The sequence below is a fragment of the Roseburia sp. AF20-18LB genome, assembly GCF_003461185.1.
In the GTDB taxonomy this organism is placed as follows: domain Bacteria; phylum Bacillota; class Clostridia; order Lachnospirales; family Lachnospiraceae; genus Roseburia_C; species Roseburia_C amylophila.
Genome location: NZ_QTWP01000003.1, coordinates 243,775 through 268,814, shown reverse-complemented (window position 1 = coordinate 268,814; position 25,040 = coordinate 243,775). Strand labels below are relative to the sequence as shown.

Below are 25,040 nucleotides of genomic sequence, written 5' to 3'. Positions count from 1 at the left end.
AATGAAGGAAAGATTACTTCGAATCAAAAACAATAAGAAGATGCCGTTAATACTGGCTTTTTGCATTCCGTTTTTTCTTGCACTGGGAGTCTGTATCGGCCATGAGATTTATCCTTTTGGCAATCAGTGTTTTCTGCATATTGATATGTATCACCAGTATGCACCGTTTTTTACGGAATTCATGAATAAGTTAAAGAGCGGAAGCGGGTTATTATATACATGGAATCTGGGGCTTGGTACAGATTTTGTATCCCTGATGGCATATTATCTATCCAGTCCTTTTAACTGGCTGTTATTATTATGTCCGTCTAATCTGGTTATCGAATTTATGACGGTATTGATTTTAATTAAGACTGGACTTAGCGGACTTACTTTTGCATTTTACTTAAACCGGCATTATAAAGATAATGGATATCGCATTGCTTTATTTGCGGTATTCTATGCGTTATCCGGGTTTATGTGTGCTTATAACTGGGATATTATGTGGCTGGATACGGTGGTGTTATTGCCGCTTATTTTGCTGGGTCTGGAAAGACTGGTAGAAGGAAAGAAGATGACGCTTTATGTGGTAACACTGGCGGTTTCGATTCTTTCAAACTACTATATTTCCATTATGGTCTGCATCTATCTGGTGCTTTATTTTGTGATTCTGATATTAGAGCAGAAAAGCGGGATAGGAAAAGCAATTCTTAAATTTGCGGCCGGCTCCATCCTGGCAGGCGGTATGGGAGCAGTACTGATTCTGCCGGAGATAGTGGCATTAAGCGGAAGTGGTTCCGGTGGAATCTCTTTTCCGGAAAAAATGGAGTGGTATTTTGGCCTGCTGGATGAAGCAGCAAGGTTCTGCATTGGTGTCGAGCCGTCTTCTACGGTAGGACATATGCCAAATCTTTACTGCGGAGCGGCAATTTTATTATTATTATTCCTTTATCTTTTGAATCGCAGGATCCGAATTGGTGCAAAGATTCCAAGACTCTTACTGGTGGCATTTTTCTTTGTGAGCTTTGCAAATAATAAACTGGATTTTATCTGGCATGGCTTTCATTTTCCGGATGGACTTCCGGCAAGACAGACCTTTTTATTTGCATTTTTACTGTTGACCTTAGGTTATGAAGCAGTGCGGGAAGAAAGAGGCAATAGCATTTTTAAAATCCTATTTGCATTCCTGTTAGCGGAGCTGGTATTGGTTTTATGTTTCCGGTTTACAGATTTAGAGCAGGTGACACCGGAGCAGATGCTTTTAACAGGACTTTTGATTTTAGGTTATGCACTTCTGCTGTTATTCTATCGGCGGAAGGATAAGACGATGCGGACTATCGTATCGATATTTGCGGTGATTCTGGTATGTGCCGAGGCAGGCGTAAATCTTGACACGACCAGTATTTCTACTACCAGCCGGACGCTGTATACCCAGCATTTAGAGGATTATAAAACACTGGCGGAGACAGCAGGAGCAGAGGATGACGGTTTCTTCCGTATGGATAAGTTTAACCGGATGACGAAGAATGAGTCGGCACTTTCAAACTATGCATCCGCATCTGTTTTTTCTTCTCTTATAAATAAAGATGTGGCAGATTTCTACCGGGAGATGGGAATGGAAGGCGGTAAGAATTATTACTGCTATAATGGTGCAACGATGCTTACTTCCTCGCTGCTTTCGGTAAAATATATCCTGACGGACAGTGCAGAAGAGGAAAGTCCGTATCGAAGTCTGATATCAGAACAGAATGGCATATACTTATATGAAAATACTTATACACTGCCACTTGGTTTTATGGTAGATAGTGATTTGACGGAAAAGTGGGATTTTACCCTTGGAACACCGATAATGGCACAGAATGAACTCGCCTATGCCCTTGGTGCAACGGAGAATCTTTTAGAGCCGGTGGATGCAGAATTACATGATGGCAAAACCGTGATTCAGGTAACGGAAACCGGCTATTATTATGGTTATTATACGATGAAGGATGCCAAAACCATTACCGCAACCACTGGAAACCGCACGCGGACATTTTCTAAATGTGACCATGTCTATTTACTGGATTTGGGCTATTGTGAGGCTGGGGAAGATATTGCGCTGACTTCTGCCGATACGGATCAGATACTGGTGCAGGGCTACCGGTTAAATGATGCAGCATTTCAGGCAGCATATCATACATTATCCCAGCAGACCATGGAGTTAAAATCCTACAGTGACAGCAGAATCGAAGGCAGCATCAACGTAAAAAAAGCCGGAACTCTTTTGCTGTCCGTGCCGGATGATGAAGGCTGGCATGTCTTTGTGGATGGGGAAGAAGTGGATTATGAGCATTTCTGCGATGCGTTTATCAGCATTCCATTAAAAGAAGGCAGCCATGATATTATATTAAAATATACAACACCGAATCTGAAACTGGGAGCATTGCTTTCCGGTGGAGCATTGTTCTTATTCCTTTGCATTACCTGGATACCGGTTGTTGTGAGAAAACGAGGAGAGAGGGCATGAAGAAAAAAATAACATTTCTGATATTTGTGGTACTGGCGGTACTTTGTGTTGTTTATTCCGGGATGGTACTGGCAACGGGTTCCGGAACATCATTTTTTCTGGTGTGGATCGGACTTGCGGTACTTTTCTTCCTGTTTGGGTATTCTGTCTGGAAATCTTTCTGGAAGAAAGTTCCCCGGCTGGTTAAGGGAATCTGTATTGTTGTCGTTGCAGCGGGATTTACAGCATTTTTTATCGTAGAAGGCTGCATCATAAGTCAGATGCATGAAAAAGGCGAAGCGGGACTTGACTATATTATTGTGCTGGGGGCACAGGTGAGGGAAAGCGGACCAAGTGCTGCGTTAAAATACCGGCTGGATGAGGCAGTGGAATATTTAGAGGATAATCCAAAGACAATCTGTATCGTATCCGGCGGACAGGGTGCAAATGAACCATATTCCGAAGCCGAAGGAATGGCACAGTATTTAAAAGAACAGGGGATTGATGCGTCCCGGATTCTCTTAGAGGATAAGTCCTTAAATACAGAGCAGAATATGGAGTACAGCAAGGCACTGATAAAAGATGGGGCATCCGTTGGAATTATCACCAATGATTTTCATCTGTTCCGGGCAAAGCAGATTGCACGAAAATACGGACTGGACAATGTCTGTGGAATAGCAGCAAAGTCTACACCGGTTTATCTTCCAAATAATATGCTGCGGGAATTTTTAGCAGAGATAAAATTTTTGCTGTAATTATGCGGATGAATGGAAAAGTCAAAGACTGACCGGAGACTTTAATGTGTGCCAAGGCACATTCTTTGTTCTAAATGGGCTTGTATCGGGTGGAAGAATAGAATAGTATAAAAAGTAACAGGAGTTTTATGGAGAAAGGGTTTATATAGCTATGGAGATTAAATGCGAATACTGTGGCTCCATCATTAAGGAAACAGATGAGAAATGTCCTTACTGTGGAGCCACCAATCAGGCAGTAAAGCGTACTGCAGACCATACGCCAAAGACTATTGAAGAATTGCAGCAGTGGTATCAGGCGCGGAATCTGCCACCGTATGAAGTGACGAGATTCTTTATCGGAATCAATTACACACAGCCCAAAGCCTTTGGTATTTACCGGGAAGGTCAGAATGTCATTGTCTATAAGAACAAGGCAAACGGCGAGCGGGCGATCCGCTATCAGGGAACGGATGAAGCCTATGCGGTAAATGAGCTGTATCTTAAGTTAAAAGAGGAAATCTTAAACCAGAAGGAACATAATCGGGCTGGAAATGTAAGAAGCAGTTATGGAAATAACAGAAAGCCAATGTCAACAGGAAAGGTAATAGGAAGAACCTTTGCCGGGATTGGAGCATTCTTTCTTTTCTTCTTTGGTTCCTTTGTACTCTTTGTGTTAGATACATTATACCGGGGAATTGGAACAGCACTTTTTATTGCACTGATTGCCGCAGCACCTGTGGCAGTGATATTAGACCTTATTGTTTGTGGGTTAAGGGAAAAAAGTACGGTATTTGAAAAGATATATCAGGGATTTGCCGGAAAGAAATTCTTAACCTGTGCCGTTTGTTTCCTGATGTGCTTTTTAATCGTTCTGATTCCGATACATAATTACAAGAAGGCAAGTTATTACCAATACCAAAATACGGTTTACGTTCACAGCCACAATAACTGGTTCGAGTATGATGGTTATGACTATGATAAGATAGACAGCGATGAGGTACCGGATGATATTTTAAATAACCGTTCTGATTATGAAATGACTTATCAGAATGGCTATGACTGGGATAACAGCATTACCAATTTTGAAGACAGCAGATATTATGAAGAGCATTATGGCTCAGACAGCTCGGACAGCAGTTCAGACAGTGGATATGACTGGGATTCCAATGACAGCTGGGATTCTAATTCATCTGACTGGGATAGCGACTGGTAAATATTAATATATCATTTAGAAATTTATTTTTCTGTTAAGAATAATCTAAGAAATGAAATAGAATATCTTTAAGAACACTCCTTTTTTGTGTGCTTTACTAAGAGTAAAGAATGAAAAAGGGGTGTTTTTTATGATGCAGTCAGAACAGGAAGGACAACGAAATTTACAACAATCAGGAGCAGCCGGACAGCGGAATACACAACATGCAACGAACATAAAAAAGCGGAGCATGCGCCGGAAAAAAGCAAGAAGAATGCGAAGAATCAAAAGAATATTTGTGGCAGCAATAATTCTGCTGGTAGTTTTTGCCGCGGGCAGAACATCATTTGTGCAAGGCTTCTTAAATCACTGGAATGTAAAATCAGAGGCAACACTTACGGCAGAGGGGTATCCGGAAAGCCTTGTACAACTTTACGAGAAAAATGAAGAAGCAAGACAGTTTGTGCTTGATTATAAGAAGAATGGAAACAACGAGCAGCCGATTGATATTTCATCGGATGTAACAGATGGTAAAATACCGCTTTTCCTTCAGTGGGACGAGCGTTGGGGCTATAGAACCTATGGAGATAATTTCCTTGCAATTACAGGATGTGGTCCGACGGCATTGTCCATGGTCTATGTGGGACTGACCGGAGATACTTCCATGAATCCTTATGCCGTTGCCCAGATGGCACAGGAGGATGGCTTCTATGTGAATGGAAGCGGTTCCGCCTGGAGTATGATGACGGAACTTGCCACAAAGCTTGGCTTATCTGCACAGGAGCTGAGTCTCAGCGAAGACAGTATCCGGCAGGAATTATCCCAGGGGCATCCGATTATCTGTATCATGGGACCGGGAGATTTTACCACATCCGGACATTTTATTGTATTAACAGGAGTAGATTCCGAAGGAAAAATAACAGTGAATGATTCCAATAGTAAAAAGAACAGTAATAAGGCATGGAAGATAGAAGACCTTATGAGCCAGATCCGGGATTTGTGGGTGTATCAGTAGAAGTGGCATTCTTTACGAAAATCTGCTATAATTCTTGATAAAATGATTCGAAAGGCGAGTGGGAAATATTGGGAGTAATTTTTCTAACGGTAGTGTGGCAATATCTGGATTGTTCTCCGAAGTGAGGATGCCTGATAAGGACTGTTAGAGGCACTTAAAATTTCGGATGGAGTCCGGCAACGCTGGCACATGGAAGTGCCAGCGAGGTGCATATGAACATGGATGTGAATTTGCACCGGTTGCCAGAAGAAAATAAAAATGAAATCGAAATTCTTAGTGCCTCTTGCAGTTCTTATGGAGCATCCGGGTTCGGAGAATAAGCCAGATATTACATCGCACGAATGCCGGAAGAAAACCGGCATCACATTTCCCACTCTTTTACAAATATTTTAACAAGAAGGGAGCTATAGAACATGGAAACATGGTATTACGAAGTCGTATCCATTGATGGAGACTATGCAAATTTAAAGAGGACAGACATTGCTTCAGATGATTTGAAACTTGTGGCAAGAGCACTTCTTCCGGCAGAAATTATGGAAGGAAGCAAGTTAAAATACGAACTGATGCAGTATGAGATTATAGAATAGAGGATAAAGGAGTTAGGGAAGATGAAAATCGAAGCGGCAAGGCGGGAGGTTTAGCAAAAATTATGAAAAAGGAAAAGGTTATTGAAATTGGGGTACTGCTTGGAATTATTATTCTGGCAGTGATTGTAGTTGTAGTGGCAGGAAATCAGAGAAAAAATAAAACGAAGACTGAGACAGAAAATAAAACGGAAACAGAGACGCAGATGGAATCAGACTCAGAATCAGAATCGGAAACAGAAACTGCACTTGCGGATAAAGAGTCTTTGGACGCAGACGAGCTGGTAGAAGAGAACTTTCGTCAGGCTGGAATTACAGAATATGAAAAAATAGATCTGGAAGATTATGAGAGCCAGGCAGGAATCGATTTATCAGAATATGTATCTTATCGGTTTTATTATGATAGCGATGGACTGAAAATTGAAGGATATTTCAGTGCACCAAAAGATTTACTGGATGGACAAAAGACTTCCTGTCTTATTTATAATCATGGTGGAAATCAGGATTACGGAGCATTGGAAAATATAGAAACCTGCTTTTATGCATATCAGCTTCATACCATTTGCATTGCATCAAACTACAGAGGCTGTGGAAGCAGTGAAGGAGAAGACCAGTTTGGCGGAGCAGATGTGGATGATGTGGTCCGGATTTTGGATTTGTGTGAACAATTTTCCTATATTGATAAGGATGCCATAAATATGATGGGTATTTCCAGAGGCGGAATGATGACTTATGAAGTGTTAAGTAAGGATGAACGGGTGCATAAGGCAGTTGTCATATCTGGCCTTTCCGATTGCTTTATGTCATATGAGGAAAGAAGTGATATGCAGACCATATTCGATTCTTTGGTAGGCGGTTCCCCGGAAGAGATGCCGGAGGAATATGAGAAACGTTCTGCAACCTATTGGGCGGATGAAATTAATATACCGCTGCTCATCATTCATGCCACTGGAGATGAAAAAGTATCCGTTGCACAGGCAGATAAATTAACAGAAGCATTAGAGCAGGCAGGAAAAACCTACGAATATATTACCTTTGATGGAAATTCCCACGGAGAAATCCGACCAGAGGATGGTGAGAAGATAAAGGCGTTTCTGGAAGGGCAGGAGCAGGAAGAAGATAGTGAAAAGAATAATGTAAAATAGTGAAAAAATAGTGTAATATTTCCTTCGCATGGTACTGTTGTATTCAAATAAGGTTTGTGAATTGTCGGAGGGCTCAAACGGCGAAAAATTGGAAGGAAGCCTTTCGTATCTAAAAAGTAGAGAAAAAGAATTGCTCTTGCTGCTCATGAAGAACTACAAAAGAGAGTTCACGCCTATCGAAGTCAGCAAAGAACTTAAGGTTACCAATAAGACGGTAACAAACTATGCAAAATGGGATGATTGATTTATATGTGAGAGGTAATAATTATGTAGCTTATTCAGAGATATATTCATCGTTTGCATCAGAAAAAAATAGTTATATTTCTGATTTGTTGTTGCTGGTTATCAATAATGACAGCTCTAAGGTACGAAAACATGGAGAAACATATGAAGTTGCAGGTGTTCGATTTACAGCAGACCAGATTCCTAAAATAGATACAAATAAGTTATTAGAAATAAAAGCTTGTAACAATATAATTGATTTCGGACAGAATCATTACTTCAAATATGTTTCTTCAGACGGAAAAGAGCATGCATTATTTACAAATGACAAGGGTGTTGGGGTTCCCTACTCGGAACATATGCGGGGAGCAGAGCATGATGCAGTTGCTCAGAGATATGCTCATTTTTGGCGGTATATGATGAACGATGATCCTGTATATGTAGGATTGACTTATTCTAATGATGATATTGATGAATTTATGAAACATGCAGGCATAGAAAATGGCTTCTTTACTGTTAGAATGGGGAATCGGGAAGCAACACAATATTATACCAAAAGCGAAAACCATACTTTGGATATTCCATAAGGAGAAGATTTGTGGTGTTTGGAATACCCGTCAAATTATAGATTTTTGGAAAAAATTGATTAATCTCTGAGAGTCTATTTATATGTGTTGTAGTTATCAAGCGAAGGGATACTTATATCGTGTTACAGGACATGGTGTAGGTATCCTTTTTGCATATTATCTATAATCATTACATAAAAAAGTGCAAATGCACAAAAAATAGTAATGGCTCTTGAAGTGAAAATAATTTAGTAGTAAAATAACATTACCAAAATTCGTGCAATACACAAAAATAAGGAGTGACACTATGGAGATTAAGAGAGATTCATACCTTGAACAGTTAAAGATAAGAAAAGATAACGGAATGGTTAAGATTATCACAGGAATCAGGAGATGCGGCAAATCATTCCTGTTATTTGTGTTGTTTAAGAAGTATTTACTGGAGAGTGGCATAGATAATGACCACATCATTGAGATTGCTTTAGATGGCATTGAAAATGAGGAACTGAGAGATCCAAAGAAGTGTTATCAGCATATTAAAGAGCGGGTGGAAGATGACCGGAAGTATTATCTGCTCTTGGACGAAGTACAGTTTATGCCACGATTTGAGGAAGTGCTGAACAGTTTGCTTCGTATCAGTAACATTGATGTGTATGTAACCGGCAGTAATTCTAAATTTTTATCTAGTGACATTGTAACTGAATTTAGAGGCAGAGGAGATGAAATAAGAATTTATCCGTTGTCTTTTGCAGAGTTCTATGCGGCTTATGATGGAGATTATGATGATGCTTGGGAAGAATATATGATATACGGTGGTTTACCACAAGTGGCACAATTTTCTGTAGAACGCCAGAAGGCTGAGTATCTTAAAAATATTTTTACTAATGTTTATATCAAGGATGTGGTAGAGCGAAACAAAATTCAAAATGTTGATGAGATTGGAACTTTGGTAGATATTCTTGCTTCTGCCATAGGAGCACCTACCAATCCAACAAAAATATCAAATACTTTCAAAAGTGAGAGAGGTATCAATTACAGCAATAAAACTATATCCAATCATATTGATTATTTGGCAGAGGCATTTTTGATTTCTAAAGCGGACCGGTATGATATTAAGGGGAGAAAATATGTAGGAGCCAATCTGAAATACTATTTTTCGGATATAGGACTTAGAAATGCCAGACTAAACTTCAGACAGCAGGAGCCGACTCATATTATGGAGAACATTGTTTATAATGAGTTGCTTGTGCGTGGCTACAATGTAGATGTTGGTATTGTGGATGTATTTGCAAAGAATAGTGACGGAAAGAGAGTTCATAAGCAGCTAGAGGTTGATTTTGTAGTAAACCAGGGCAGTCAGAGATATTACATTCAGGTGGCTTATGATATGACTTCTGAGGAAAAGCAAACACAGGAACTTAATTCACTCCGAAATATTCCGGATTCATTTAAGAAGATTGTTATAGTAAATGGAACAAAAAAGCCTTGGAGAAATGAGGAAGGCTTTGTGATCATGGGCATGAAATATTTTCTGCTCAATGAGGATAGTTTGGAGTTTTAGTATGGAAGGAGATGATAAGTGTTCTTTGGTGATAGATCCGAAATAAATAATAGTAAGTACTTTGAGATTTTGGATAAGGAAATAATGAGAAAGGTAAGTGGAGGTTACAATTTAGGCATGGCTTACGTTGAAAATTGCATATATGGTGGAACATGGGATGAGTATAAAACGAGAGAAAAATAATTTGACTTTTTCCGAAAAGAAAAATATAATGACTTCTGAACGAGTAGCAAAATTGCGTAAATCCAGTTTTGTTACTCGTTTTTGTAATTTTATAATGCAATAAAAAAGTGTGTAGCTTATCAGCGTAAGTCCAACTTATAAGATAGGTGCGCACTTTTTATATTGCCAAATATCCGTAAGAAGCTGCCAGTGGCAGCTTCTGCAGGTGGAAAAAGGAGGATTAAGTTAAGATGGCAGAAAGTAACAAGATGAAGGAAATGCCGGTAAATAAGCTCATGGTGCAGATGGGAATACCGATGATTTTATCTATGGCATTGCAGGCGGTTTATAACATTGTAGACAGTGCCTTTGTAGGAAACATGAAATCAGGAAGTGAGGCAGCACTTAATGCACTTACACTGGTGTTTCCGGTTCAGATGCTTATGGTAGCAGTGGGAATCGGAACAGGTGTGGGAACCAATGCACTTCTCGCGAGAACACTGGGAGAGGGAAAAAGTAAAAAAGCTGCAAAAGTTGCAGGAAACAGTTTATTTCTTGGAGTGATTATTTATGCAGTATGTCTGCTGTTTGGAATGTTTGGAGTAAAAGCATACATCTCATCCCAGACCGTTGATGCGGAAGTCATTGCAATGGGGACAAGCTACTTAAGAATATGCTGTGTGATTTCATTTGGAATTATTTCCTTCTCGCTATTTGAGAAAATGTTACAGGCAACCGGGCGTTCCATTTATTCAACAATTGGTCAGGTTGTGGGAGCAGTGGTAAATATTATTCTTGACCCAATTATGATTTATGGCATCGGACCGGTTCCTGAAATGGGAGTAAAGGGCGCAGCCTATGCAACCGTAATCGGACAGGTGGTATCAGCAGCATTGTTATTTATTTTCCATGTAAAATTAAATAAGGAATTTGAGCATGGTGTAAAGTTTATGAAACCAGAGGGCAGAATTATCAGGGAAATCTATGCAATCGGACTTCCGGCAATTATTGGACAGGCGCTTATGTCTATTATGGTTTATGTGATAAATCTGATTTTAAAATTCAGTCCTTCGGCTCAGACCGCATATGGATTGTTCTATAAAGTACAGCAGTTTGTACTCTTCCTTGCCTTTGGACTTAGAGATGCAATCACGCCGATTATTGCATTTGCCTATGGAATGCATAGCAAGAAGAGGATTCAGGATGGAATCAGATATGGCTTAATCTATACGATTGTGCTTATGATTGTGGGTGTGGCGATTACAGAAATTTTCCCTGGGGCTTTTGCAACATTATTTAATGCAGGACAGTCAAGGGAATATTTTATCGGAGCCATGAGAATTATTTCTATCAGCTTTATTTTCGCCGGAATCAATGTAGCATATCAGGGAATTTATCAGGCATTGGACGGCGGTTTGGAGTCGCTTGTGATTTCACTGCTCAGACAGCTTGTCATCATATTACCGCTGGCAGGTGTTTTCTCCAGTTTAGTCAGAAATGGACAGATGGACGTTTCCTTAATCTGGTGGGCATTCCCGATAACAGAGATTGCTGCATGCCTTGTGGGATATGTATTTTTAAAGAGAATCCGGAAGAATAAAGTGGAAAGTTTAAGTTAAGGAGGAGTCAGCTATGGCAAAAAGAATCATTACAATCAGCAGAGAGTTTGGAAGCGGCGGACGGTTTATGGGGAAAGAAGTGGCAAAAAACTTGGTACTGTATTTTTGCAGTACCTTTTCTTTTTCTGGAAAGTGAAGTATGATACAGAGGAAGAGTAGCTGCTTGACGACAGAAGAATTGGGTAACATAAGAAAAATGTGGAGGTAAATAAAAGGCATGCTGAATGTGAAAAATGCTGAAATAGCAGATTTAGAGCAAATTATTAAAATTTACAGATATGCACAGGATTATATGATAAAGTCCGGAAATCCGACTCAATGGGGACATTTTTACCCGGATGCAGATCTGATAAAATCTGATATTGATAAAAATGCATGTAAGGTAATATATGACAAGAATGGAATCCACGGGGTATTTGCATTGTTTGATGGTACAGAACCTACTTATAAGCATATTGAGGGCGGTAACTGGCTGAATGAAGAACCATATCTGACGATTCACAGGCTTGCCGGAGATGGTCAGGTACATGGCTTGTTTCCGTGTGCTTTAAACTATTGTAAAAAGATTTCTTTAAATATCAGGGTAGATACTCATGCGGATAATAAAACTATGCAAAGGCTGATTGAAAAGAATGGTTTTATAAAATGCGGTACGATATATGTAAAAAATGGAACAGCAAGAATAGCATATCAAAGGACTGATTTTCGGGCAGCAAGATTTGCAAGCATATCACTTAATACCACTAGGTCTGCGGCAAGAAGCGTAAGCTCATCGGTCGACAGGCATTCGGACAACTGGCAGGAAATTGTGGAGAGGTAAAAAAGATTTGTACAGTTTGACATAGTGGTTGTCCATAAGATATTTAGCGTTAACGGATCGTCCCTTTACAAACAGAATAAAAAAGCATATAATTCTTTTATAAAATATTTAATAAAAGAGGACAAAAAAACGGAAAATAAAGATAAAAGAAATATAGCAAGAAAAAAAGTCATCAATTATGTGCTGAATCATCCGGTTATGTCCAAAGCGGAGCTCGCGAAAGAATTAAATCTGAGTATGCCGACTGTGTTAGCAAACGTAAATGACCTGTTGGAGAAAAGACTGTTAGAAGAAGTGGGCGAGTATGCGTCGACAGGCGGACGAAAGGCAAAAAGTATAGGAATTAATAAGTCATATTGTCATGCAATGGGGCTTTTGATCACTGCGAATCATATCGAAATGGTACTGGTAAATCTTGGAGATGAGATCGTAAAAAAAGACCGCATCCGTTTAAAATTTACGGCAGAATTATCCTACTGTACAGAGGTGGCACAAAAGGTTGAAACTTTTCTGGCAGACGAGCCTGCGAAGGAGACACTGCTTGGAATTGGTATTGCGATCCCGGGAATTATCGATCAGAAAGAACGGATTGTTTTAAAATCCCACGCGTTAGGGATAGAGAACTATAGTCTCCGCTTTTTAGAGCAGGCTGTGGGAATGCCGGTGTATTTTGAAAATGATGCCAATGCAGCCATGCTTGCAGAAAAAAAGCAGAAGTATCCCAATGCGATATATCTGTCTTTGAATCATACATTAGGCGGTGCTTTCTGCATAGATGGAAAGTTGTATCGCGGACAAAACCAGAAAGCAGGAGAGTTTGGTCATATGATACTTGTTCCCGGTGGAAAAAAATGTTATTGTGGTAAATCAGGATGCGCGGATGCATATTGTGCTGCAAGTGTACTGACGGAAGATAACAGGCAGTCGCTGGATGCATTTATGGAAAATCTTGAAAGTGGAGATAAAAAGGTTTTACAGATATGGAATGAGTATCTGGATCATCTTGCTGTTTTGATATCAAATCTACGGATGGCATATGATATGGATATCATACTGGGGGGCGATGTCGGAGGTGTACTCTCAGATTATATGATACCTTTGGGAGAAAAAGTGATGGCATATAATGGTTTTGAACATGATGTTTCATACCTGAAGAACTGTTCGTACAGGAAAGAAGCGTCGGCTGTTGGAGCTGCGAAATATTTTTTTGCGGAACATATGATGGAAATATAAATTATTATAGTGTGAAAACAGAGTGAAGTGTGAGCAAAAAAACGGAAAGGAAACGATAAGTGAGGTTTTCTTTCCGTTTTTTTGTGCGTTGATTAGAAAATATATACAAAAAGCATATCTGCAAATTGTGCAATGCGTAAAATTGAGAGAAATATATTGACAAAATATGTTTAAAGGATGATAATGTAATTACTTTAATAAAACATTTAATAAAACATAAAATAAAACAATATAAAAAAGGAGGAAGCAATTATGTTACAGCAGGTAATGACAAATCCAGGAGAAATTATTTTCAGAGAGGTTCCGGTTCCGGAGGTAAAGGAAAATCAGGTTTTGGTAAAGATTATGAATATTGGTGTCTGTGGATCAGATATTCATGTTTATCATGGAAAACATCCGTTTACAAAATATCCGGTAACACAGGGACATGAGGTTTCCGGTGAGATCACAGAACTTGGAAAAAATGTCACAGAGTTTCATGTGGGACAGAAGGTGACGATAGAGCCACAGGTATATTGTGGACACTGCTATCCATGCCGTCATGGAAAGTATAATCTCTGTGAGGAATTAAAAGTAATGGGATTTCAAACGACAGGAACAGCATCTGAGTATTTTGCAGTGGATGCATCTAAAGTAACACCTATTCCAGAAGATATGTCCTATGAAGAAGGAGCTATGATCGAACCTCTTGCTGTGGCAGTTCATGGTGTAAAACAGATGGGTGATGTGGCTGGCATGAATATTGCAGTCCTTGGAGCGGGACCGATCGGAAATCTTGTAGCACAGGCAGCAAAAGGAATGGGGGCAGCGAAAGTGATGATCACAGATATCAGTGATCTTAGACTGGCAAAGGCAAAAGAATGTGGAATTGATGTGTGTGTGAATACCAAAGATAAAGACTTTGGTGAGGCAATGATCGAAGCATTTGGACCGGATAAGGCGGATGTAATCTACGACTGTGCCGGAAACAATATCACAATGGGACAGGCAATTAAATATGCAAGAAAAGGAAGCACGATTGTACTGGTGGCTGTTTTTGCAGGAATGGCAGAAGTAGATCTTGCAGTGGCAAATGACCACGAACTTGACATTAAGAGCACGATGATGTACCGCCATGATGATTATATAGATGGAATCAGACTGGTAAATGAGGGCAAAGTTCATTTGAAACCGCTTATCTCAAAGACATTTGCTTTTAAAGATTATCTGAAGGCATACCAGTATATTGATGATAACCGCGAGACAACGATGAAAGTAATTATCAACGTCAGTGAAAAGTAAGGAGTTCGTATGGAAAATAAATATGGAATTGTCGGAGTTGCCCATGTCGGGCTTCCGACAAACGATTTACAGAAAACAGTTGAGTTTTATAGGGGTCTTGGATTTGAAGTAATTATGCAGACTTATAATGAAAAAGCAGGGGAAAAAGTGGCATTTTTACAGATAAAAAATTACTGTATAGAGACTTTTGAAAATGGGCAGGCGGCAATGTCAGACGGTGCATACCAGCATGTTGCTCTTGATGTGGAAGACATTGAGAGTATATATCAGAAAATCTGCAATGAAAAATACACAGTTATCACAGACGGAATCGAAGAACTGCCATTTTGGGAAAATGGTGTGAAGTTTTTTATGATTAAGGGACCAAATGAGGAAAGAATAGAGTTCTGTCAGAAACTCTGATAAAAACAGGAGGGACATATGGGAAGCGAAAACAAAAATGGAAAAGTACCGCTGATCAGTAAGATTGCATATGGGTTTGGTGATGTTGGATGTAATTTCAGCTGGATGTTTGTCAGTAATTTTCTGATGATATTTTATACAGACGTGTTCGGAATCAGTATGGCGGCTGTGTCAGCACTTATGCTTTTTTCAAGATTCTGGGATGCAATCAATGATCCAATCGTCGGGGGACTTACAGATAAAACAAAATCGAGATGGGGACGGTACCGTCCATGGTTGTTAGTAGCGGCACCAATCACAGCGATTCTTCTTGTTATGACATTCTGGGCAAGACCCGACTGGCCGCAGAATGGAAAGATTATTTATATGGTAATTACATATTGTCTGCTGGTTTTGGGGTATACCTGTGTGAATATTCCATATGGAACCTTGTGTGGTGCTATGACACAGGATATTGATGAACGTGCAAAAATAAATACATCCCGTTCGGTTGCAGCGATGATTGCAATTGGTGTGTTAAATATTATCACAGTTCCACTGCTCAGCAAATTCGGCAGTCATAGTGCAAAGACAGGATATCTGACGGTTGCGGTCATATATGGATGTATTTTTACAGCCTGTCATTTCTTCTGCTTTGCGAAGACGAAAGAGGCAGTGATTACTCCGGAAAAAGAAAAAATTTCTGTAAAGGTTCAGTTGAAAGCGGTTATGCAGAACAGACCATATCTTCTTGCATTGGCAGGACAGATATTATTTGGATTTACACTGTACGGTAGAAACGCAGATATTCTGTATTACTTTACATATGTGGAAGGGAATGCCTCCTACTACACAACTTATTCGATGTGCATCATTATTCCTTCTATCATCGGGGCAGCCTGTTTTCAACCATTATTCCGCAAGTTGAATAACAAAGGAAGAACAGCATCTCTCTTTGCTTTATTTACAGGAATTTCCATGTTGTCTATGTTTTTCTTTAATGCCAAAGAATCACCGGCTATTTTTTATGCTTTATCTGGTCTGACACAGTTTTTCTTCTCTGGATTTAATACTGCAATCTATGCAATTATTCCAGACTGTGTGGAATATGGGGAGTGGAAAACCGGACTTAGAAATGATGGTTTTCAGTATGCATTTATTTCACTTGGAAATAAAATCGGAATGGCAGTTGGAACAGCACTTTTAGCAGGATTACTTGGAAAATGTGGCTATATTGCAAATCAGACACAGAATGCGGCTGTACTTTCAATTATGAAACATGCATTTACGACGATTCCGGGTGCACTGTGGATTGTGACTGCGGTTGTATTATTTTTCTACCGGTTAAATAAAAAACGTTATAACGAGATTGTGGAGGAACTGAAAAATGGAAGAAAAAGTTGATATCGTGGCATTGGGAGAATTGCTGATTGATTTTACGGAAGCAGGACACAGTCAGGATGGGAGAAAATTGTTCGAACAGAATCCCGGCGGTGCTCCGGCAAATCTTCTAACCGTTGCAAGCCACTTTGGGTATCGCACATCTTTTATTGGAAAAGTTGGAAACGATATGCATGGTAAATTTTTAAAGAAGACATTGCAAAAGGAAGGAATCAATACAGATGCTATTGTTGAAGACCCGGGTTATTTTACAACGTTGGCATTTGTGGAAATCGGTGAAAGTGGAGAACGGAATTTTTCTTTTGCAAGAAAACCAGGTGCAGATACACAGTTAAAAAAAGAAGAACTGGATCAGACATTAATTTCAGGTTGTAGAATTTTTCATTTTGGATCATTATCGCTGACAGATGAACCGGCAGAAAGTACAACGATTGAAGCGGTAAAAATGGCAAAAGCAGCGGGTGCATTTATTTCCTATGATCCGAATTATCGACCGTCTCTTTGGAAGAGCAAAGAGGATGCAGTGAAAAAAATGAGATCTGTCATAGAATTGGTAGATGTCATGAAGGTATCGGATGAAGAGAGTATTTTGTTGACAGAGGCCGAAAGTTATGAGCAGGCCGCAGACCAACTCCTTGCTATGGGACCAAAGCTGGTAGCCATTACATTGGGAGAACAGGGTGTTCTTATGGCAACAAAAAGCAGAAAAGAAATCATCAAAGCATTTCAGATACATGCGGTCGACACGACTGGGGCAGGTGATTCATTCTGGGGAGGCGTATTATGCAGTATCCTTTCCATGAATAAGAATGTTGAAAAAATGAAATGGGAAGAAATCAAAAAGTGTGCTGTTTTGGGAAATGCAGTTGCTGGATTGTGTGTGCAAAAGAGAGGTGGCATCCCTGCGATTCCGACAAAAGAAGCAGTGTTTGAATTTATGCAGAAATAATGAATGTATATGACAAAATTGGGGCTATAAAAACGCCCCTATTTTTAACAAAAATATAAGCAGGACAACTTTCGATATTTGCTCCTGCTTGTATTTTATGTAAATTACGATAAGTTTTATTCCCTGTGTTCTTCGCCCCATGTACAGTCTGATTCTGGTGTAGTCTTTAAATGCTTTTCTGATTCCCAACAATCAATGCGGAGCATATAGCCAGCAGATATATAAACATCAATACTATTAAGCTGTGGATTGTATTCTGCAAATATTATTCTCGTCGTATTTTATCTCCTTATCATTCAATCAATCATTTGTTACAAAAATCAGAAGCATTTCAATCAGTTCACCATGTCACTTTCATTTTGTGTTATAATGTGTTATCAGATTTCTTGGTCTCCGCTGCCGCTTCGGTCGGCACAGAGCAGAGGTCCACTGGACCTCTTGTGCCCTTGTATTTGCCCTTATCAGAGTTCGTAAACACTGGTGCGATGATATAATACAAGGGAAACAATAAGGGAAAGCTCACCTGCGATAAATTCAGTATTTTCAAGGGTTTGCGGAGAATTTAATAACAAAATATAACAGTTATTAAATCTCTTAAAACAGGTGAAATCTCAATTCCAGTTTGGAGAATTGAAAAAAACGGAATTTACCTATTAAGACATATAAACTCTTGACAATAAAGCTCCTATATAGTATGTTTTTAATAAACTACTATATAGGAGCTTTTGTATGGAAATGAATGGAGGATTTCTTGTCACCAAAATAAAACAGCTTGGAGACCGGATTTTCGAGAAGATTCTCAGTGAAAAGGATATTGATGCGTTTAATGGAGCTCAGGGACGTATTCTTTATGTGCTGTGGCAGGAGGATGGTATCTCAATCAGGTCACTCTCGACTAAATGCGGATTAGCGATAACATCTCTTACTACGATGCTGGAAAGAATGGAAAATCAAGGGCTGATAAGCCGTGTTCAGTCTGAAACGGACAAAAGGAAAACACTCCTGTTTCTGACTGAGAAAGCACATGCCTTAAAGGGAGAGTACGATTCTGTATCTGATGAGATGGGCAGTATTTACTACAAAGGTTTTTCAGAGGAAGAAATTACCCGGTTTGAGGAATGCCTCGACCGCATCAGAAAGAATCTTGAGGAGTGGCAGAAGTCATGAGTATTTGTATCAAAGATCAGATTCAGAACATGAATATCGTCATTGGCTGCACAGTGGGGTGTACATATTGCTATGCCCGCAACAACGTGAAACGCTGGCATATGATTGATGATTTCGCTGACCCTGAATTCTTTCCGGGTAAGCTTAAGATGATGGAAAAGAAACGTCCGCAGAACTTTCTTCTTACCGGCATGAGCGATCTCTCTGGATGGAAGCCGGAATGGAGAGACGAGGTATTTGCAAAGATCCGTGAAAATCCACAGCATCAGTTCCTGTTCCTTACCAAGCGACCTGATTTGCTGGATTTTGATACCGATCTGGAAAACGCATGGTTTGGCGTTACGGTGACGAGGAAAGCAGAACGGTGGCGTATCGACGCCCTTCGGAAAAACGTCAGAGCAAAACATTACCATGTTACCTTTGAGCCGTTATTCGATGATCTCGGCACAGTTGACCTTTCTGGAATCAATTGGATCGTTGTCGGCACCATGACCGGAGCTCAGAGCAGGAAGATTCATACGGAGCCGGAATGGGCATGGTCTCTGACGGACCAGGCACATAAGCTCGGCATTCCGGTGTTTATGAAGGAAGACCTTGTCCCTATCATAGGGGATGAAAATATGATTCAGGAAATGCCGGAAGAATTTAATAAAGTGTTAGAGGTACAGAAATCATGGAAGAAGTAATAAATGGAATCCTCATTCGTGAGGTGGAAACAAAGAATATCATGACTAAGTCTAGTCTGCCGGTAGGCGGTTACTCGGTCAATCCCTATGTGGGCTGTACACATGCCTGCAAGTATTGCTATGCTTCTTTTATGAAGCGCTTTACTGGCCACAAGGAGGAATGGGGCACTTTCCTTGATGTGAAGCATTGGCCGGAAATTAAAAATCCGAAGAAATATGCCGGACAGCGGGTGGTCATCGGTTCTGTGACAGATGGCTACAATCCACAGGAGGAGCAATTCGGGAATACCAGAAAACTTCTGGAGCAGCTGATCGGCAGTGACGCAGATATTCTGATCTGCACAAAGTCGGATCTTGTGGTACGGGATATTGATCTGTTGAAGAAGCTTGGACGTGTAACCGTTTCATGGTCGATCAACACACTAGATGAAAATTTCAAGAACGATATGGACTCTGCTTCGAGCATTGAGCGCCGTATCACTGCTATGAAGCAGGTATATGAGGCAGGTATCCGTACAGTCTGTTTCGTATCCCCGGTATTCCCCGGTATCACGGATTTTGAAGCAATCTTTGAGCGGGTAAAGAATCAGTGCGATCTGTTCTGGCTCGAAAATCTCAATCTTCGAGGCGGTTTCAAAAAGACAATTATGGATTATATCGCCGGAAAATATCCTGATCTTGTACCACTTTACGACGAGATCTATAACAAGCATAATCGCAGCTACTTTGAAGCACTTGAAGTAAAAGCTGAGAAAATGGCTAAGAAGTATGATTGTGCCTTTGTGGATAATGAAATGCCTTATGGCAGAGTCCCGCAGGGGCATCCGGTGATCGTAGATTATTTCTATCATGAGGAAATCCGTGGGACAGAGAATACCGGAAAAAGAAATCGTTAAATTCCAGTTGTGCGCCCAGCTAAGGGTGTGTAGTCAAGCCGGTGGGATTCCGGTTTATCCAAGGTTTAGCCAACCAGATAATAGCGAGTCTTGGGATGATGCCGGTAACGGCATCTGACAAGCGTAGACAGCAAGAAAGCAGGGTTGAATAGTGATTAAGCTTCGAAACGTTAACTTCAGTCGGTCGACGTCTTAACTGGTGCGGAAGACAATATCATGTAATGCGATATAGCGAGTATTATGTGGCACTGCGGAGTCAGAGAACCAATCATGTTTTACATTGTGAATACACATCAACTGGGGAGAACCTGCCATTTCTCGAAGAAGAGTATGAAGTTGCAACTGAAAACGGAGGATTTCAAATGAATGGTAGGTGGTCGGACAATCCCATAGTACTGTAGAAATCGGGCAATGCCGATGGAGGGAAGGGGATTGCATAGTAAAGGTCTTACTGAGGACACATTATCCGTACTCAGGGACGGAGGAAATAATGGAAACGAAATTAGTAAGAATAGCTGAGATATCGGCAACATCAAAACATCCTATATTTACATCAGTGTACCACTTGATAAATGAAGATATGCTAAAGCAATGCCATAAGGAATTAGATGGGAACAAAGCAGTCGGAATTGACAAGGTAACTAAGGATGAGTATGGGAAGAACCTTGATAGAAATATCAAGGAACTGGTACAGAGGTTGAAAAACAAATCCTTTAAGCCACTTCCGTCACTGAGGGTATATATACCTAAAGGAAATGGAAAGAAACGACCATTAGGGATTGCTTCCTATGAAGATAAGATTGTACAAATGGCAGTGAAGAAAATACTGGGAGCTATTTATGAACCGAGATTCCTAAACTGCATGTATGGATTCAGACCGAATAGGGGGTGTCACGAAGCAATAAAAGAAGTATACCAACGGATAAGCTATGGAAAAATCAGCTATATCGTAGATGCCGATATCAAAGGTTTCTTTGACCATATCGACCATGATTGGATGATGAAGTTCCTTGAATGGAATATACAGGATAGGAACTTATTGTGGCTAATACGTAAATACCTTAAAGCAGGAATAATGGAGCAAGGAAAATTCGAGCCAACAGAGGAAGGTTCGGCACAATGCTCAGTAATGAGTCCGATGCTTGCAAATATATACATGCATCATGTGCTGACGCTGTGGTTTAAGCTGGTGGTGCAAAGGAAAATGCAGGGAGAGTGTTTTCTCGTCAACTTTGCGGATGATTTTGTTGCAGGATTTCAATATAAGTCAGAAGCTGAAAGATACTATAAAGAGTTAAAGGAACGAATGGAAAAGTTTGGACTGGAGCTGGAAAGTAGTAAAAGCAGACTGATTGAATTTGGGAGATTTGCAGAGCAGAATCGTAGAGCAAGAGGAGAATGTAAGCCTGAAACATTTGATTTTCTGGGATTTACCTTCTACTGTAGCAAAACTCGAAAGGGAGGTTTCGTACCAAAGGTACAGACTTCAAGAAAGAAGTTTGAGCAAAAGGTTAGAGCATACAAGAACTGGATTTACGATAATCGAAATCGACCAATGCGAGAAATAATTAAAGAGTTGAACGTAAAACTAATTGGACACTATCGGTATTATGGTGTTACATGGAATTTTCGGAAGATAACAACATTCCTGCACAGAGTACAACAGTTTCTATTCAAAGCCATGAATCGGAGAGGTTGTAGACGGGCATACACATGGAATGGATTTGTGGAAATGCTCAAGTATTACCCGTTAGCAAAACCTAAAACGTACTATTGTTTATATTGAAGCGAATGTTACTACGAGGAGCCGTATGCGGGAAAGCCGCACGTACGGATCTGTGAGGGGCTAAGATTGAGAGGTCTTAGTCTACTCGACTATGGAATTGGAAAACCGGAAGTTGTATGTTTTATCAATTACAGGTTCTAAAACTGAATAAATCAGAAATTAAGAGTAGATAACCTGAAATATGGTTATCTATTTTTAATCGTCTTGATTTTCTTTACCATTGAATTTTTTATGGGAAGATATGATATACTTGATTTAATTAGATGAACGAAAGCGAGGATATTGTAATGGATATATTAGAAATTATGAAAGAAAGACACAGCGTAAGACAGTATAAAAATCAGACTATCGAACCATCGAAAAGAGAAGAAATCAACTCTTTGATAAATGACGTCAATGCTGAGAGTAAATTATCAATTCAGGCTTTTTATGACGAACCGAAGTGCTTTAATTCCTTTATGGCTCATTATGGGAAGTTTGAAAATGTGAAGAATTATATTGCCATTGTTGGAAATAAGAATGATCAGGAAAAGGCGGGATATTATGGTGAGAAGATTGTTTTGAAATGTCAGGAACTTGGTCTTAATACCTGCTGGGTAGCAATGACGCATGGTAAATCAAAAGCAGAAATAGAAAGAGGACAGAAACTGTTAATCATTATTTCACTGGGATATGGAAAAACACAGGGAGTTCCACATAAAAGTAAGAGTATAGTGGAACTTGGAAAGGCAGACCAGAGTACAGAATGGTTTGACAGAGGTATGGAAGCAGTAAGTCTTGCACCTACTGCCGTAAACCAGCAGAAGTTTCAGTTGGAACTGAAAAATGGAAAAGTTACAGCAAAAAATCTTGGAGGATTTTATTCTAAGATAGATCTTGGAATTGTCAAATATCACTTTGAAGCAGTAACTGGACATGAGGTAAAATGATGCATACAAAGAAAGATATAGATAAGCTGGCGGCAGATTTTGAACAATGCCAGAAAATTCTGCTTGCACTGGGAGATGAAAATAGACAGCATATGATTTTGGAAATGATGAAAATGGGGGATTGTAACGAGGTGCGTGTAAATGAGATTACAGAGGAGTTGAGTAAAGTAGAAAGTCTGATTTGGAGGTAGGAACTATGCTATATATGGTAATTGAAAAATATAAAGACAAAGAAGCTGTTTACAGGAGATTTCATGAAAAAGGGCGGATGATGCCAACAGGTGTAACCTATGTCAACAGTCGGGTTGCAGAAGACGGTAATACCTGTTATCAAATCAATGAAGCTGAAAGTTTGGAAGTGTTGCAGGAGTGGGCTTCGAATTGGAATGATGTTACTGATTTTACATTTATACCGGTAATAAGTAGCCATGAAATGAGCGAAAAAATGAAGAAGTAGACAATTCAGGTTTGGAGGAACAATATGGTACGAAAAGCAGAAAAACAGGATTTAGAAATACTGGCAAATTTAGCAGTACAAATGTGGGACAGCCATTCGGTCAGTGAACTGATTACTGAATTCTCAGAAATTATGGAAAAAAGAAACACTCAATTTTTTTGAAATATGAAAATGATATTCCAATTGGCTTTGCACAATGCCAGTTGCGGTATGATTATGTAGAAGGAACAAAAACCAGTCCGGTTGGATACTATAGATAGTGTTCTATTTCATAAAGCAATGAATTTTACAGAAGCAAACAGAATTATTTGCTTTACCAAGACATTATAAAAGAATGCAGAGAAGTAGTTTATAGAGATACTTCTCTGCATTTTTGCTGTCGGGCATCCGAAAGAGGCTGCCGGTGGCAAGTCCGGTAGGTAAGTTATGGTACATCTTCCGCAGAAGCAGCAGGCTCACAGATTGATTTCCGGGCGGCAAGATTTGCAAGCATATCACTTAATACCACCAGGTCTGCAGCAAGGAGCGTAAGTTCATCGGTCGACAGGCATTCGGACAACTGGCAGGAAATTGTGGAGAGGTAAAAAAGATTTGTACAGTTTGACATAGCGGTTGACCATAAGATATTTATGATATGGTATGCAACTGTCAGAGAAAATGTGTATAATAAAAGAAAATAACTTCCGATAGATAATTGGTAAAAGGGAATGAAAGGAATCAAATATGAAAACACTGATTGTAGTAGATATGCAGAATGACTTTATCGATGGTTCACTTGGAACCAGAGAGGCACAAGAAATTGTACCGAAGGTAAAAGAGAAAATCAAAGAGTATCAGGAGCGTGGGGACGAGATCATTTTTACCAGGGATACCCATCAGTCAGATTATCTTAGTACACCGGAGGGAAAGAAGCTTCCGGTGGAGCATTGCATTGAAGGAACAAAGGGCTGGGAGATTGCAGAAGGCTTGGAGGTGCCGGGATGCAGCTGTATTAATAAACCGACCTTTGGATGGACACACTGGTCGGAGAGAAACTTTGAAGAAATAGAATTATGCGGACTTTGTACGGATATCTGTGTGGTATCTAATGCCTTGATTTTGAAAGCGGAATTTCCAGATGTAGAGATTACAGTAGATGCTACATGTTGTGCCGGAGTGACGCCGGAATCCCATAAGGCGGCGCTTACTACTATGAAAATGTGTCAGATTCAGGTAATTGGAGAGTAGAAAGGCGTAATAATTCGAAAAGAATCCCTTCGACGCTTGAACGTCGTTCGTTTTTTGAGTATAATCGTTTCGTAAGGAAGGTGACAGATATGAAGGATACAAGAGTTGATATTTATCATGGAGTAACACCAATTAAGGTAAAACCGTATGAGCACAATGTAAAATATTATGAGACAGACCAGATGGGGATTGTGCATCATTCCAATTATATCCGTTGGATGGAAGAGGCACGCATGGACTTGATGGATCAGATGGGCTTCAGCTATAAACAGATGGAAGACCAGGAAATTATCAGTCCGGTGCTGTCTGTACAGTGTGAATATAAGAGCATGGTACGATTCGGAGATACTGTTGTTATTGAAACAGCCATTGCAGGTTACAATGGAATCAAACTCAGTGTCCGTTATCGTATGACAGACAAAGAGACCGGAGAACTCCGTACCATTGCAGCCAGTGAGCACTGCTTCTTAGATCGTAATGGCAAGCCGATTTCCTTGAAACGGTCATACCCTGAGATAGATACAAAATTCTTCCAGATGATGGATGAGGAAAGTTAGGACAAG

At 39.9% G+C, this 25,040-nt stretch carries 28 protein-coding genes and 2 pseudogenes; 27 read left to right on the top strand and 3 right to left on the bottom strand.

Annotated elements, in window-relative coordinates; genetic code table 11:
• Nucleotide 1 precedes the first annotated feature (1 nt).
• The 11 genes and pseudogenes from DWX65_RS08460 to DWX65_RS08415 all read left to right on the top strand — a co-directional run.
• Nucleotides 2-2,485 carry a YfhO family protein gene (locus tag DWX65_RS08460; protein ID WP_117947412.1) on the top strand — a complete coding sequence of 828 codons (2,484 nt, stop codon included), beginning with the start codon at nucleotides 2-4 and terminating at the stop codon, nucleotides 2,483-2,485.
• Nucleotides 2,482-3,219: a YdcF family protein gene (locus tag DWX65_RS08455; protein WP_117947411.1), complete on the top strand. Its 738-nt coding sequence runs from the start codon at nucleotides 2,482-2,484 to the stop codon at nucleotides 3,217-3,219. Before DWX65_RS08460 ends, DWX65_RS08455 begins: the two co-directional genes overlap by 4 nt.
• Before the next feature lie 151 nt (nucleotides 3,220-3,370).
• Nucleotides 3,371-4,411, top strand: a complete 1,041-nt coding sequence (locus DWX65_RS08450; RefSeq protein ID WP_118173230.1) for a zinc ribbon domain-containing protein — start codon at nucleotides 3,371-3,373, stop codon at nucleotides 4,409-4,411.
• Between the two features lie 130 nt (nucleotides 4,412-4,541).
• Nucleotides 4,542-5,405 carry a C39 family peptidase gene (locus DWX65_RS08445; protein WP_242997840.1) on the top strand — a complete coding sequence of 288 codons (864 nt, stop codon included), beginning with the start codon at nucleotides 4,542-4,544 and terminating at the stop codon, nucleotides 5,403-5,405.
• Nucleotides 5,406-5,818: 413 nt separating this feature from the next.
• On the top strand, nucleotides 5,819-5,992 hold the full coding sequence (locus DWX65_RS08440; RefSeq protein ID WP_022244059.1) for a hypothetical protein: 174 nt from the start codon (nucleotides 5,819-5,821) through the stop codon (nucleotides 5,990-5,992).
• 62 nt (nucleotides 5,993-6,054) lie between these two features.
• Nucleotides 6,055-7,134, top strand: a complete 1,080-nt coding sequence (locus DWX65_RS08435; protein ID WP_118173229.1) for an alpha/beta hydrolase family protein — start codon at nucleotides 6,055-6,057, stop codon at nucleotides 7,132-7,134.
• A gap of 236 nt (nucleotides 7,135-7,370) precedes the next feature.
• Nucleotides 7,371-7,943 carry a hypothetical protein gene (locus DWX65_RS08430; RefSeq protein ID WP_117947408.1) on the top strand — a complete coding sequence of 191 codons (573 nt, stop codon included), beginning with the start codon at nucleotides 7,371-7,373 and terminating at the stop codon, nucleotides 7,941-7,943.
• A 286-nt stretch (nucleotides 7,944-8,229) separates the two neighbouring features.
• Entirely contained in the window at nucleotides 8,230-9,483 is a 1,254-nt protein-coding gene (locus tag DWX65_RS08425; protein ID WP_117947407.1) for an ATP-binding protein, read from the top strand.
• A gap of 18 nt (nucleotides 9,484-9,501) precedes the next feature.
• Nucleotides 9,502-9,666 (top strand): hypothetical protein, encoded by a 165-nt coding sequence (locus DWX65_RS14975; RefSeq protein ID WP_158561519.1) that lies wholly within the window; start codon nucleotides 9,502-9,504, stop codon nucleotides 9,664-9,666.
• A 230-nt stretch (nucleotides 9,667-9,896) separates the two neighbouring features.
• Complete coding sequence (locus DWX65_RS08420) at nucleotides 9,897-11,264, top strand: MATE family efflux transporter (protein WP_118173228.1); 1,368 nt, start codon at nucleotides 9,897-9,899, stop codon at nucleotides 11,262-11,264.
• Between the two features lie 13 nt (nucleotides 11,265-11,277).
• Nucleotides 11,278-11,370, top strand: a pseudogene (locus DWX65_RS08415) (cytidylate kinase family protein); the annotation flags it as partial.
• Between the two features lie 584 nt (nucleotides 11,371-11,954).
• On the opposite strand, the gene DWX65_RS15755 reads toward DWX65_RS08415, so the two are convergent.
• On the bottom strand, nucleotides 11,955-12,107 hold the full coding sequence (locus DWX65_RS15755) for a DUF6774 domain-containing protein (RefSeq protein ID WP_416390273.1): 153 nt from the start codon (nucleotides 12,105-12,107) through the stop codon (nucleotides 11,955-11,957).
• Between the two features lies 1 nt (nucleotide 12,108).
• Here DWX65_RS15755 and DWX65_RS08405 point away from each other — a divergent pair, with 1 nt between their 5' ends.
• The 5 genes from DWX65_RS08405 (at nucleotide 12,109) to DWX65_RS08385 (ending at nucleotide 17,329) form a co-directional block, all read left to right on the top strand.
• The gene (locus tag DWX65_RS08405) at nucleotides 12,109-13,317 is read left to right on the top strand and encodes an ROK family transcriptional regulator (RefSeq protein ID WP_330414784.1); all 1,209 of its coding nucleotides are present in this window, start codon (nucleotides 12,109-12,111) and stop codon (nucleotides 13,315-13,317) included.
• Nucleotides 13,318-13,569: 252 nt separating this feature from the next.
• A complete protein-coding gene (locus DWX65_RS08400; RefSeq protein WP_117841974.1) occupies nucleotides 13,570-14,598 on the top strand; it encodes a zinc-dependent alcohol dehydrogenase in 1,029 nt (342 codons plus the stop codon).
• A 9-nt stretch (nucleotides 14,599-14,607) separates the two neighbouring features.
• Nucleotides 14,608-15,000, top strand: a complete 393-nt coding sequence (locus tag DWX65_RS08395; RefSeq protein ID WP_117841973.1) for a VOC family protein — start codon at nucleotides 14,608-14,610, stop codon at nucleotides 14,998-15,000.
• 18 nt (nucleotides 15,001-15,018) lie between these two features.
• The gene (locus DWX65_RS08390) at nucleotides 15,019-16,383 is read left to right on the top strand and encodes an MFS transporter (protein ID WP_117841972.1); all 1,365 of its coding nucleotides are present in this window, start codon (nucleotides 15,019-15,021) and stop codon (nucleotides 16,381-16,383) included.
• Complete coding sequence (locus DWX65_RS08385) at nucleotides 16,367-17,329, top strand: carbohydrate kinase family protein (protein ID WP_118173227.1); 963 nt, start codon at nucleotides 16,367-16,369, stop codon at nucleotides 17,327-17,329. Before DWX65_RS08390 ends, DWX65_RS08385 begins: the two co-directional genes overlap by 17 nt.
• Nucleotides 17,330-17,472: 143 nt before the next feature.
• Here the strand turns inward: DWX65_RS08385 and DWX65_RS08380 are convergent.
• A pseudogene (locus DWX65_RS08380) lies at nucleotides 17,473-17,598 on the bottom strand (DUF6061 family protein); the annotation flags it as partial.
• Nucleotides 17,599-18,058: 460 nt separating this feature from the next.
• Between DWX65_RS08380 and DWX65_RS08370 the strand changes: the two are divergent.
• The 9 genes from DWX65_RS08370 (at nucleotide 18,059) to DWX65_RS15365 (ending at nucleotide 23,412) form a co-directional block, all read left to right on the top strand.
• The gene (locus DWX65_RS08370; protein WP_117841969.1) at nucleotides 18,059-18,496 is read left to right on the top strand and encodes a radical SAM mobile pair system MarR family transcriptional regulator; all 438 of its coding nucleotides are present in this window, start codon (nucleotides 18,059-18,061) and stop codon (nucleotides 18,494-18,496) included.
• Nucleotides 18,493-19,182, top strand: coding sequence for a radical SAM mobile pair protein A (locus tag DWX65_RS08365; protein WP_118173226.1), 690 nt, complete (start codon nucleotides 18,493-18,495; stop codon nucleotides 19,180-19,182). Before DWX65_RS08370 ends, DWX65_RS08365 begins: the two co-directional genes overlap by 4 nt.
• The gene (locus DWX65_RS08360; RefSeq protein WP_118173225.1) at nucleotides 19,170-20,078 is read left to right on the top strand and encodes a radical SAM mobile pair protein B; all 909 of its coding nucleotides are present in this window, start codon (nucleotides 19,170-19,172) and stop codon (nucleotides 20,076-20,078) included. Before DWX65_RS08365 ends, DWX65_RS08360 begins: the two co-directional genes overlap by 13 nt.
• A gap of 221 nt (nucleotides 20,079-20,299) precedes the next feature.
• Entirely contained in the window at nucleotides 20,300-20,479 is a 180-nt protein-coding gene (locus DWX65_RS08355) for a hypothetical protein (RefSeq protein WP_118173224.1), read from the top strand.
• A gap of 89 nt (nucleotides 20,480-20,568) precedes the next feature.
• On the top strand, nucleotides 20,569-21,864 hold the full coding sequence (ltrA, locus tag DWX65_RS08350; RefSeq protein WP_118173223.1) for a group II intron reverse transcriptase/maturase: 1,296 nt from the start codon (nucleotides 20,569-20,571) through the stop codon (nucleotides 21,862-21,864).
• A gap of 263 nt (nucleotides 21,865-22,127) precedes the next feature.
• On the top strand, nucleotides 22,128-22,793 hold the full coding sequence (locus DWX65_RS08345) for a nitroreductase family protein (RefSeq protein WP_330414783.1): 666 nt from the start codon (nucleotides 22,128-22,130) through the stop codon (nucleotides 22,791-22,793).
• The gene (locus tag DWX65_RS08340) at nucleotides 22,790-22,984 is read left to right on the top strand and encodes a hypothetical protein (protein WP_147326044.1); all 195 of its coding nucleotides are present in this window, start codon (nucleotides 22,790-22,792) and stop codon (nucleotides 22,982-22,984) included. Before DWX65_RS08345 ends, DWX65_RS08340 begins: the two co-directional genes overlap by 4 nt.
• 14 nt (nucleotides 22,985-22,998) lie before the next feature.
• Nucleotides 22,999-23,250, top strand: a complete 252-nt coding sequence (locus DWX65_RS08335) for a DUF3303 domain-containing protein (protein ID WP_199535042.1) — start codon at nucleotides 22,999-23,001, stop codon at nucleotides 23,248-23,250.
• Nucleotides 23,251-23,274: 24 nt separating this feature from the next.
• Nucleotides 23,275-23,412 carry a hypothetical protein gene (locus DWX65_RS15365; RefSeq protein WP_242986207.1) on the top strand — a complete coding sequence of 46 codons (138 nt, stop codon included), beginning with the start codon at nucleotides 23,275-23,277 and terminating at the stop codon, nucleotides 23,410-23,412.
• 262 nt (nucleotides 23,413-23,674) lie between these two features.
• Here DWX65_RS15365 and DWX65_RS14835 read toward each other — a convergent pair whose 3' ends face one another.
• A complete protein-coding gene (locus DWX65_RS14835; protein ID WP_147337975.1) occupies nucleotides 23,675-23,857 on the bottom strand; it encodes a DUF6774 domain-containing protein in 183 nt (60 codons plus the stop codon).
• 116 nt (nucleotides 23,858-23,973) lie between these two features.
• On the opposite strand from DWX65_RS14835, the gene DWX65_RS08325 reads away from it, so the two are divergent.
• Nucleotides 23,974-24,477 (top strand): cysteine hydrolase family protein, encoded by a 504-nt coding sequence (locus DWX65_RS08325; protein WP_117698751.1) that lies wholly within the window; start codon nucleotides 23,974-23,976, stop codon nucleotides 24,475-24,477.
• A gap of 89 nt (nucleotides 24,478-24,566) precedes the next feature.
• The gene (locus tag DWX65_RS08320) at nucleotides 24,567-25,034 is read left to right on the top strand and encodes an acyl-CoA thioesterase (protein WP_117947003.1); all 468 of its coding nucleotides are present in this window, start codon (nucleotides 24,567-24,569) and stop codon (nucleotides 25,032-25,034) included.
• Nucleotides 25,035-25,040: the final 6 nt, after the last annotated feature.

Bases quoted from the DNA above. Each gene is read 5' to 3' on its own strand.
- DWX65_RS08355 (WP_118173224.1), top strand. From the start codon at position 20,300: ATGCGATATAGCGAGTATTATGTGGCACTGCGGAGTCAGAGAACCAAT.
- DWX65_RS08385 (WP_118173227.1), top strand. From the start codon at position 16,367: ATGGAAGAAAAAGTTGATATCGTGGCATTGGGAGAATTGCTGATTGAT.
- DWX65_RS08400 (WP_117841974.1), top strand. From the start codon at position 13,570: ATGTTACAGCAGGTAATGACAAATCCAGGAGAAATTATTTTCAGAGAG.
- DWX65_RS08440 (WP_022244059.1), top strand. From the start codon at position 5,819: ATGGAAACATGGTATTACGAAGTCGTATCCATTGATGGAGACTATGCA.
- DWX65_RS08390 (WP_117841972.1), top strand. From the start codon at position 15,019: ATGGGAAGCGAAAACAAAAATGGAAAAGTACCGCTGATCAGTAAGATT.
- DWX65_RS08345 (WP_330414783.1), top strand. From the start codon at position 22,128: ATGAACGAAAGCGAGGATATTGTAATGGATATATTAGAAATTATGAAA.
- DWX65_RS08360 (WP_118173225.1), top strand. From the start codon at position 19,170: ATGGAAGAAGTAATAAATGGAATCCTCATTCGTGAGGTGGAAACAAAG.
- DWX65_RS08430 (WP_117947408.1), top strand. From the start codon at position 7,371: ATGATTGATTTATATGTGAGAGGTAATAATTATGTAGCTTATTCAGAG.
- DWX65_RS08320 (WP_117947003.1), top strand. From the start codon at position 24,567: ATGAAGGATACAAGAGTTGATATTTATCATGGAGTAACACCAATTAAG.
- DWX65_RS08325 (WP_117698751.1), top strand. From the start codon at position 23,974: ATGAAAACACTGATTGTAGTAGATATGCAGAATGACTTTATCGATGGT.
- DWX65_RS15365 (WP_242986207.1), top strand. From the start codon at position 23,275: ATGGTACGAAAAGCAGAAAAACAGGATTTAGAAATACTGGCAAATTTA.
- DWX65_RS08370 (WP_117841969.1), top strand. From the start codon at position 18,059: ATGGAAATGAATGGAGGATTTCTTGTCACCAAAATAAAACAGCTTGGA.
- DWX65_RS08420 (WP_118173228.1), top strand. From the start codon at position 9,897: ATGGCAGAAAGTAACAAGATGAAGGAAATGCCGGTAAATAAGCTCATG.
- DWX65_RS08425 (WP_117947407.1), top strand. From the start codon at position 8,230: ATGGAGATTAAGAGAGATTCATACCTTGAACAGTTAAAGATAAGAAAA.
- DWX65_RS08455 (WP_117947411.1), top strand. From the start codon at position 2,482: ATGAAGAAAAAAATAACATTTCTGATATTTGTGGTACTGGCGGTACTT.
- DWX65_RS15755 (WP_416390273.1), bottom strand. From the start codon at position 12,107: ATGTCAAACTGTACAAATCTTTTTTACCTCTCCACAATTTCCTGCCAG.
- DWX65_RS14835 (WP_147337975.1), bottom strand. From the start codon at position 23,857: ATGTCAAACTGTACAAATCTTTTTTACCTCTCCACAATTTCCTGCCAG.
- DWX65_RS08335 (WP_199535042.1), top strand. From the start codon at position 22,999: ATGGTAATTGAAAAATATAAAGACAAAGAAGCTGTTTACAGGAGATTT.
- DWX65_RS08460 (WP_117947412.1), top strand. From the start codon at position 2: ATGAAGGAAAGATTACTTCGAATCAAAAACAATAAGAAGATGCCGTTA.
- DWX65_RS08395 (WP_117841973.1), top strand. From the start codon at position 14,608: ATGGAAAATAAATATGGAATTGTCGGAGTTGCCCATGTCGGGCTTCCG.
- DWX65_RS08450 (WP_118173230.1), top strand. From the start codon at position 3,371: ATGGAGATTAAATGCGAATACTGTGGCTCCATCATTAAGGAAACAGAT.
- DWX65_RS08445 (WP_242997840.1), top strand. From the start codon at position 4,542: ATGATGCAGTCAGAACAGGAAGGACAACGAAATTTACAACAATCAGGA.
- DWX65_RS08435 (WP_118173229.1), top strand. From the start codon at position 6,055: ATGAAAAAGGAAAAGGTTATTGAAATTGGGGTACTGCTTGGAATTATT.
- ltrA (WP_118173223.1), top strand. From the start codon at position 20,569: ATGGAAACGAAATTAGTAAGAATAGCTGAGATATCGGCAACATCAAAA.
- DWX65_RS08365 (WP_118173226.1), top strand. From the start codon at position 18,493: ATGAGTATTTGTATCAAAGATCAGATTCAGAACATGAATATCGTCATT.
- DWX65_RS08340 (WP_147326044.1), top strand. From the start codon at position 22,790: ATGATGCATACAAAGAAAGATATAGATAAGCTGGCGGCAGATTTTGAA.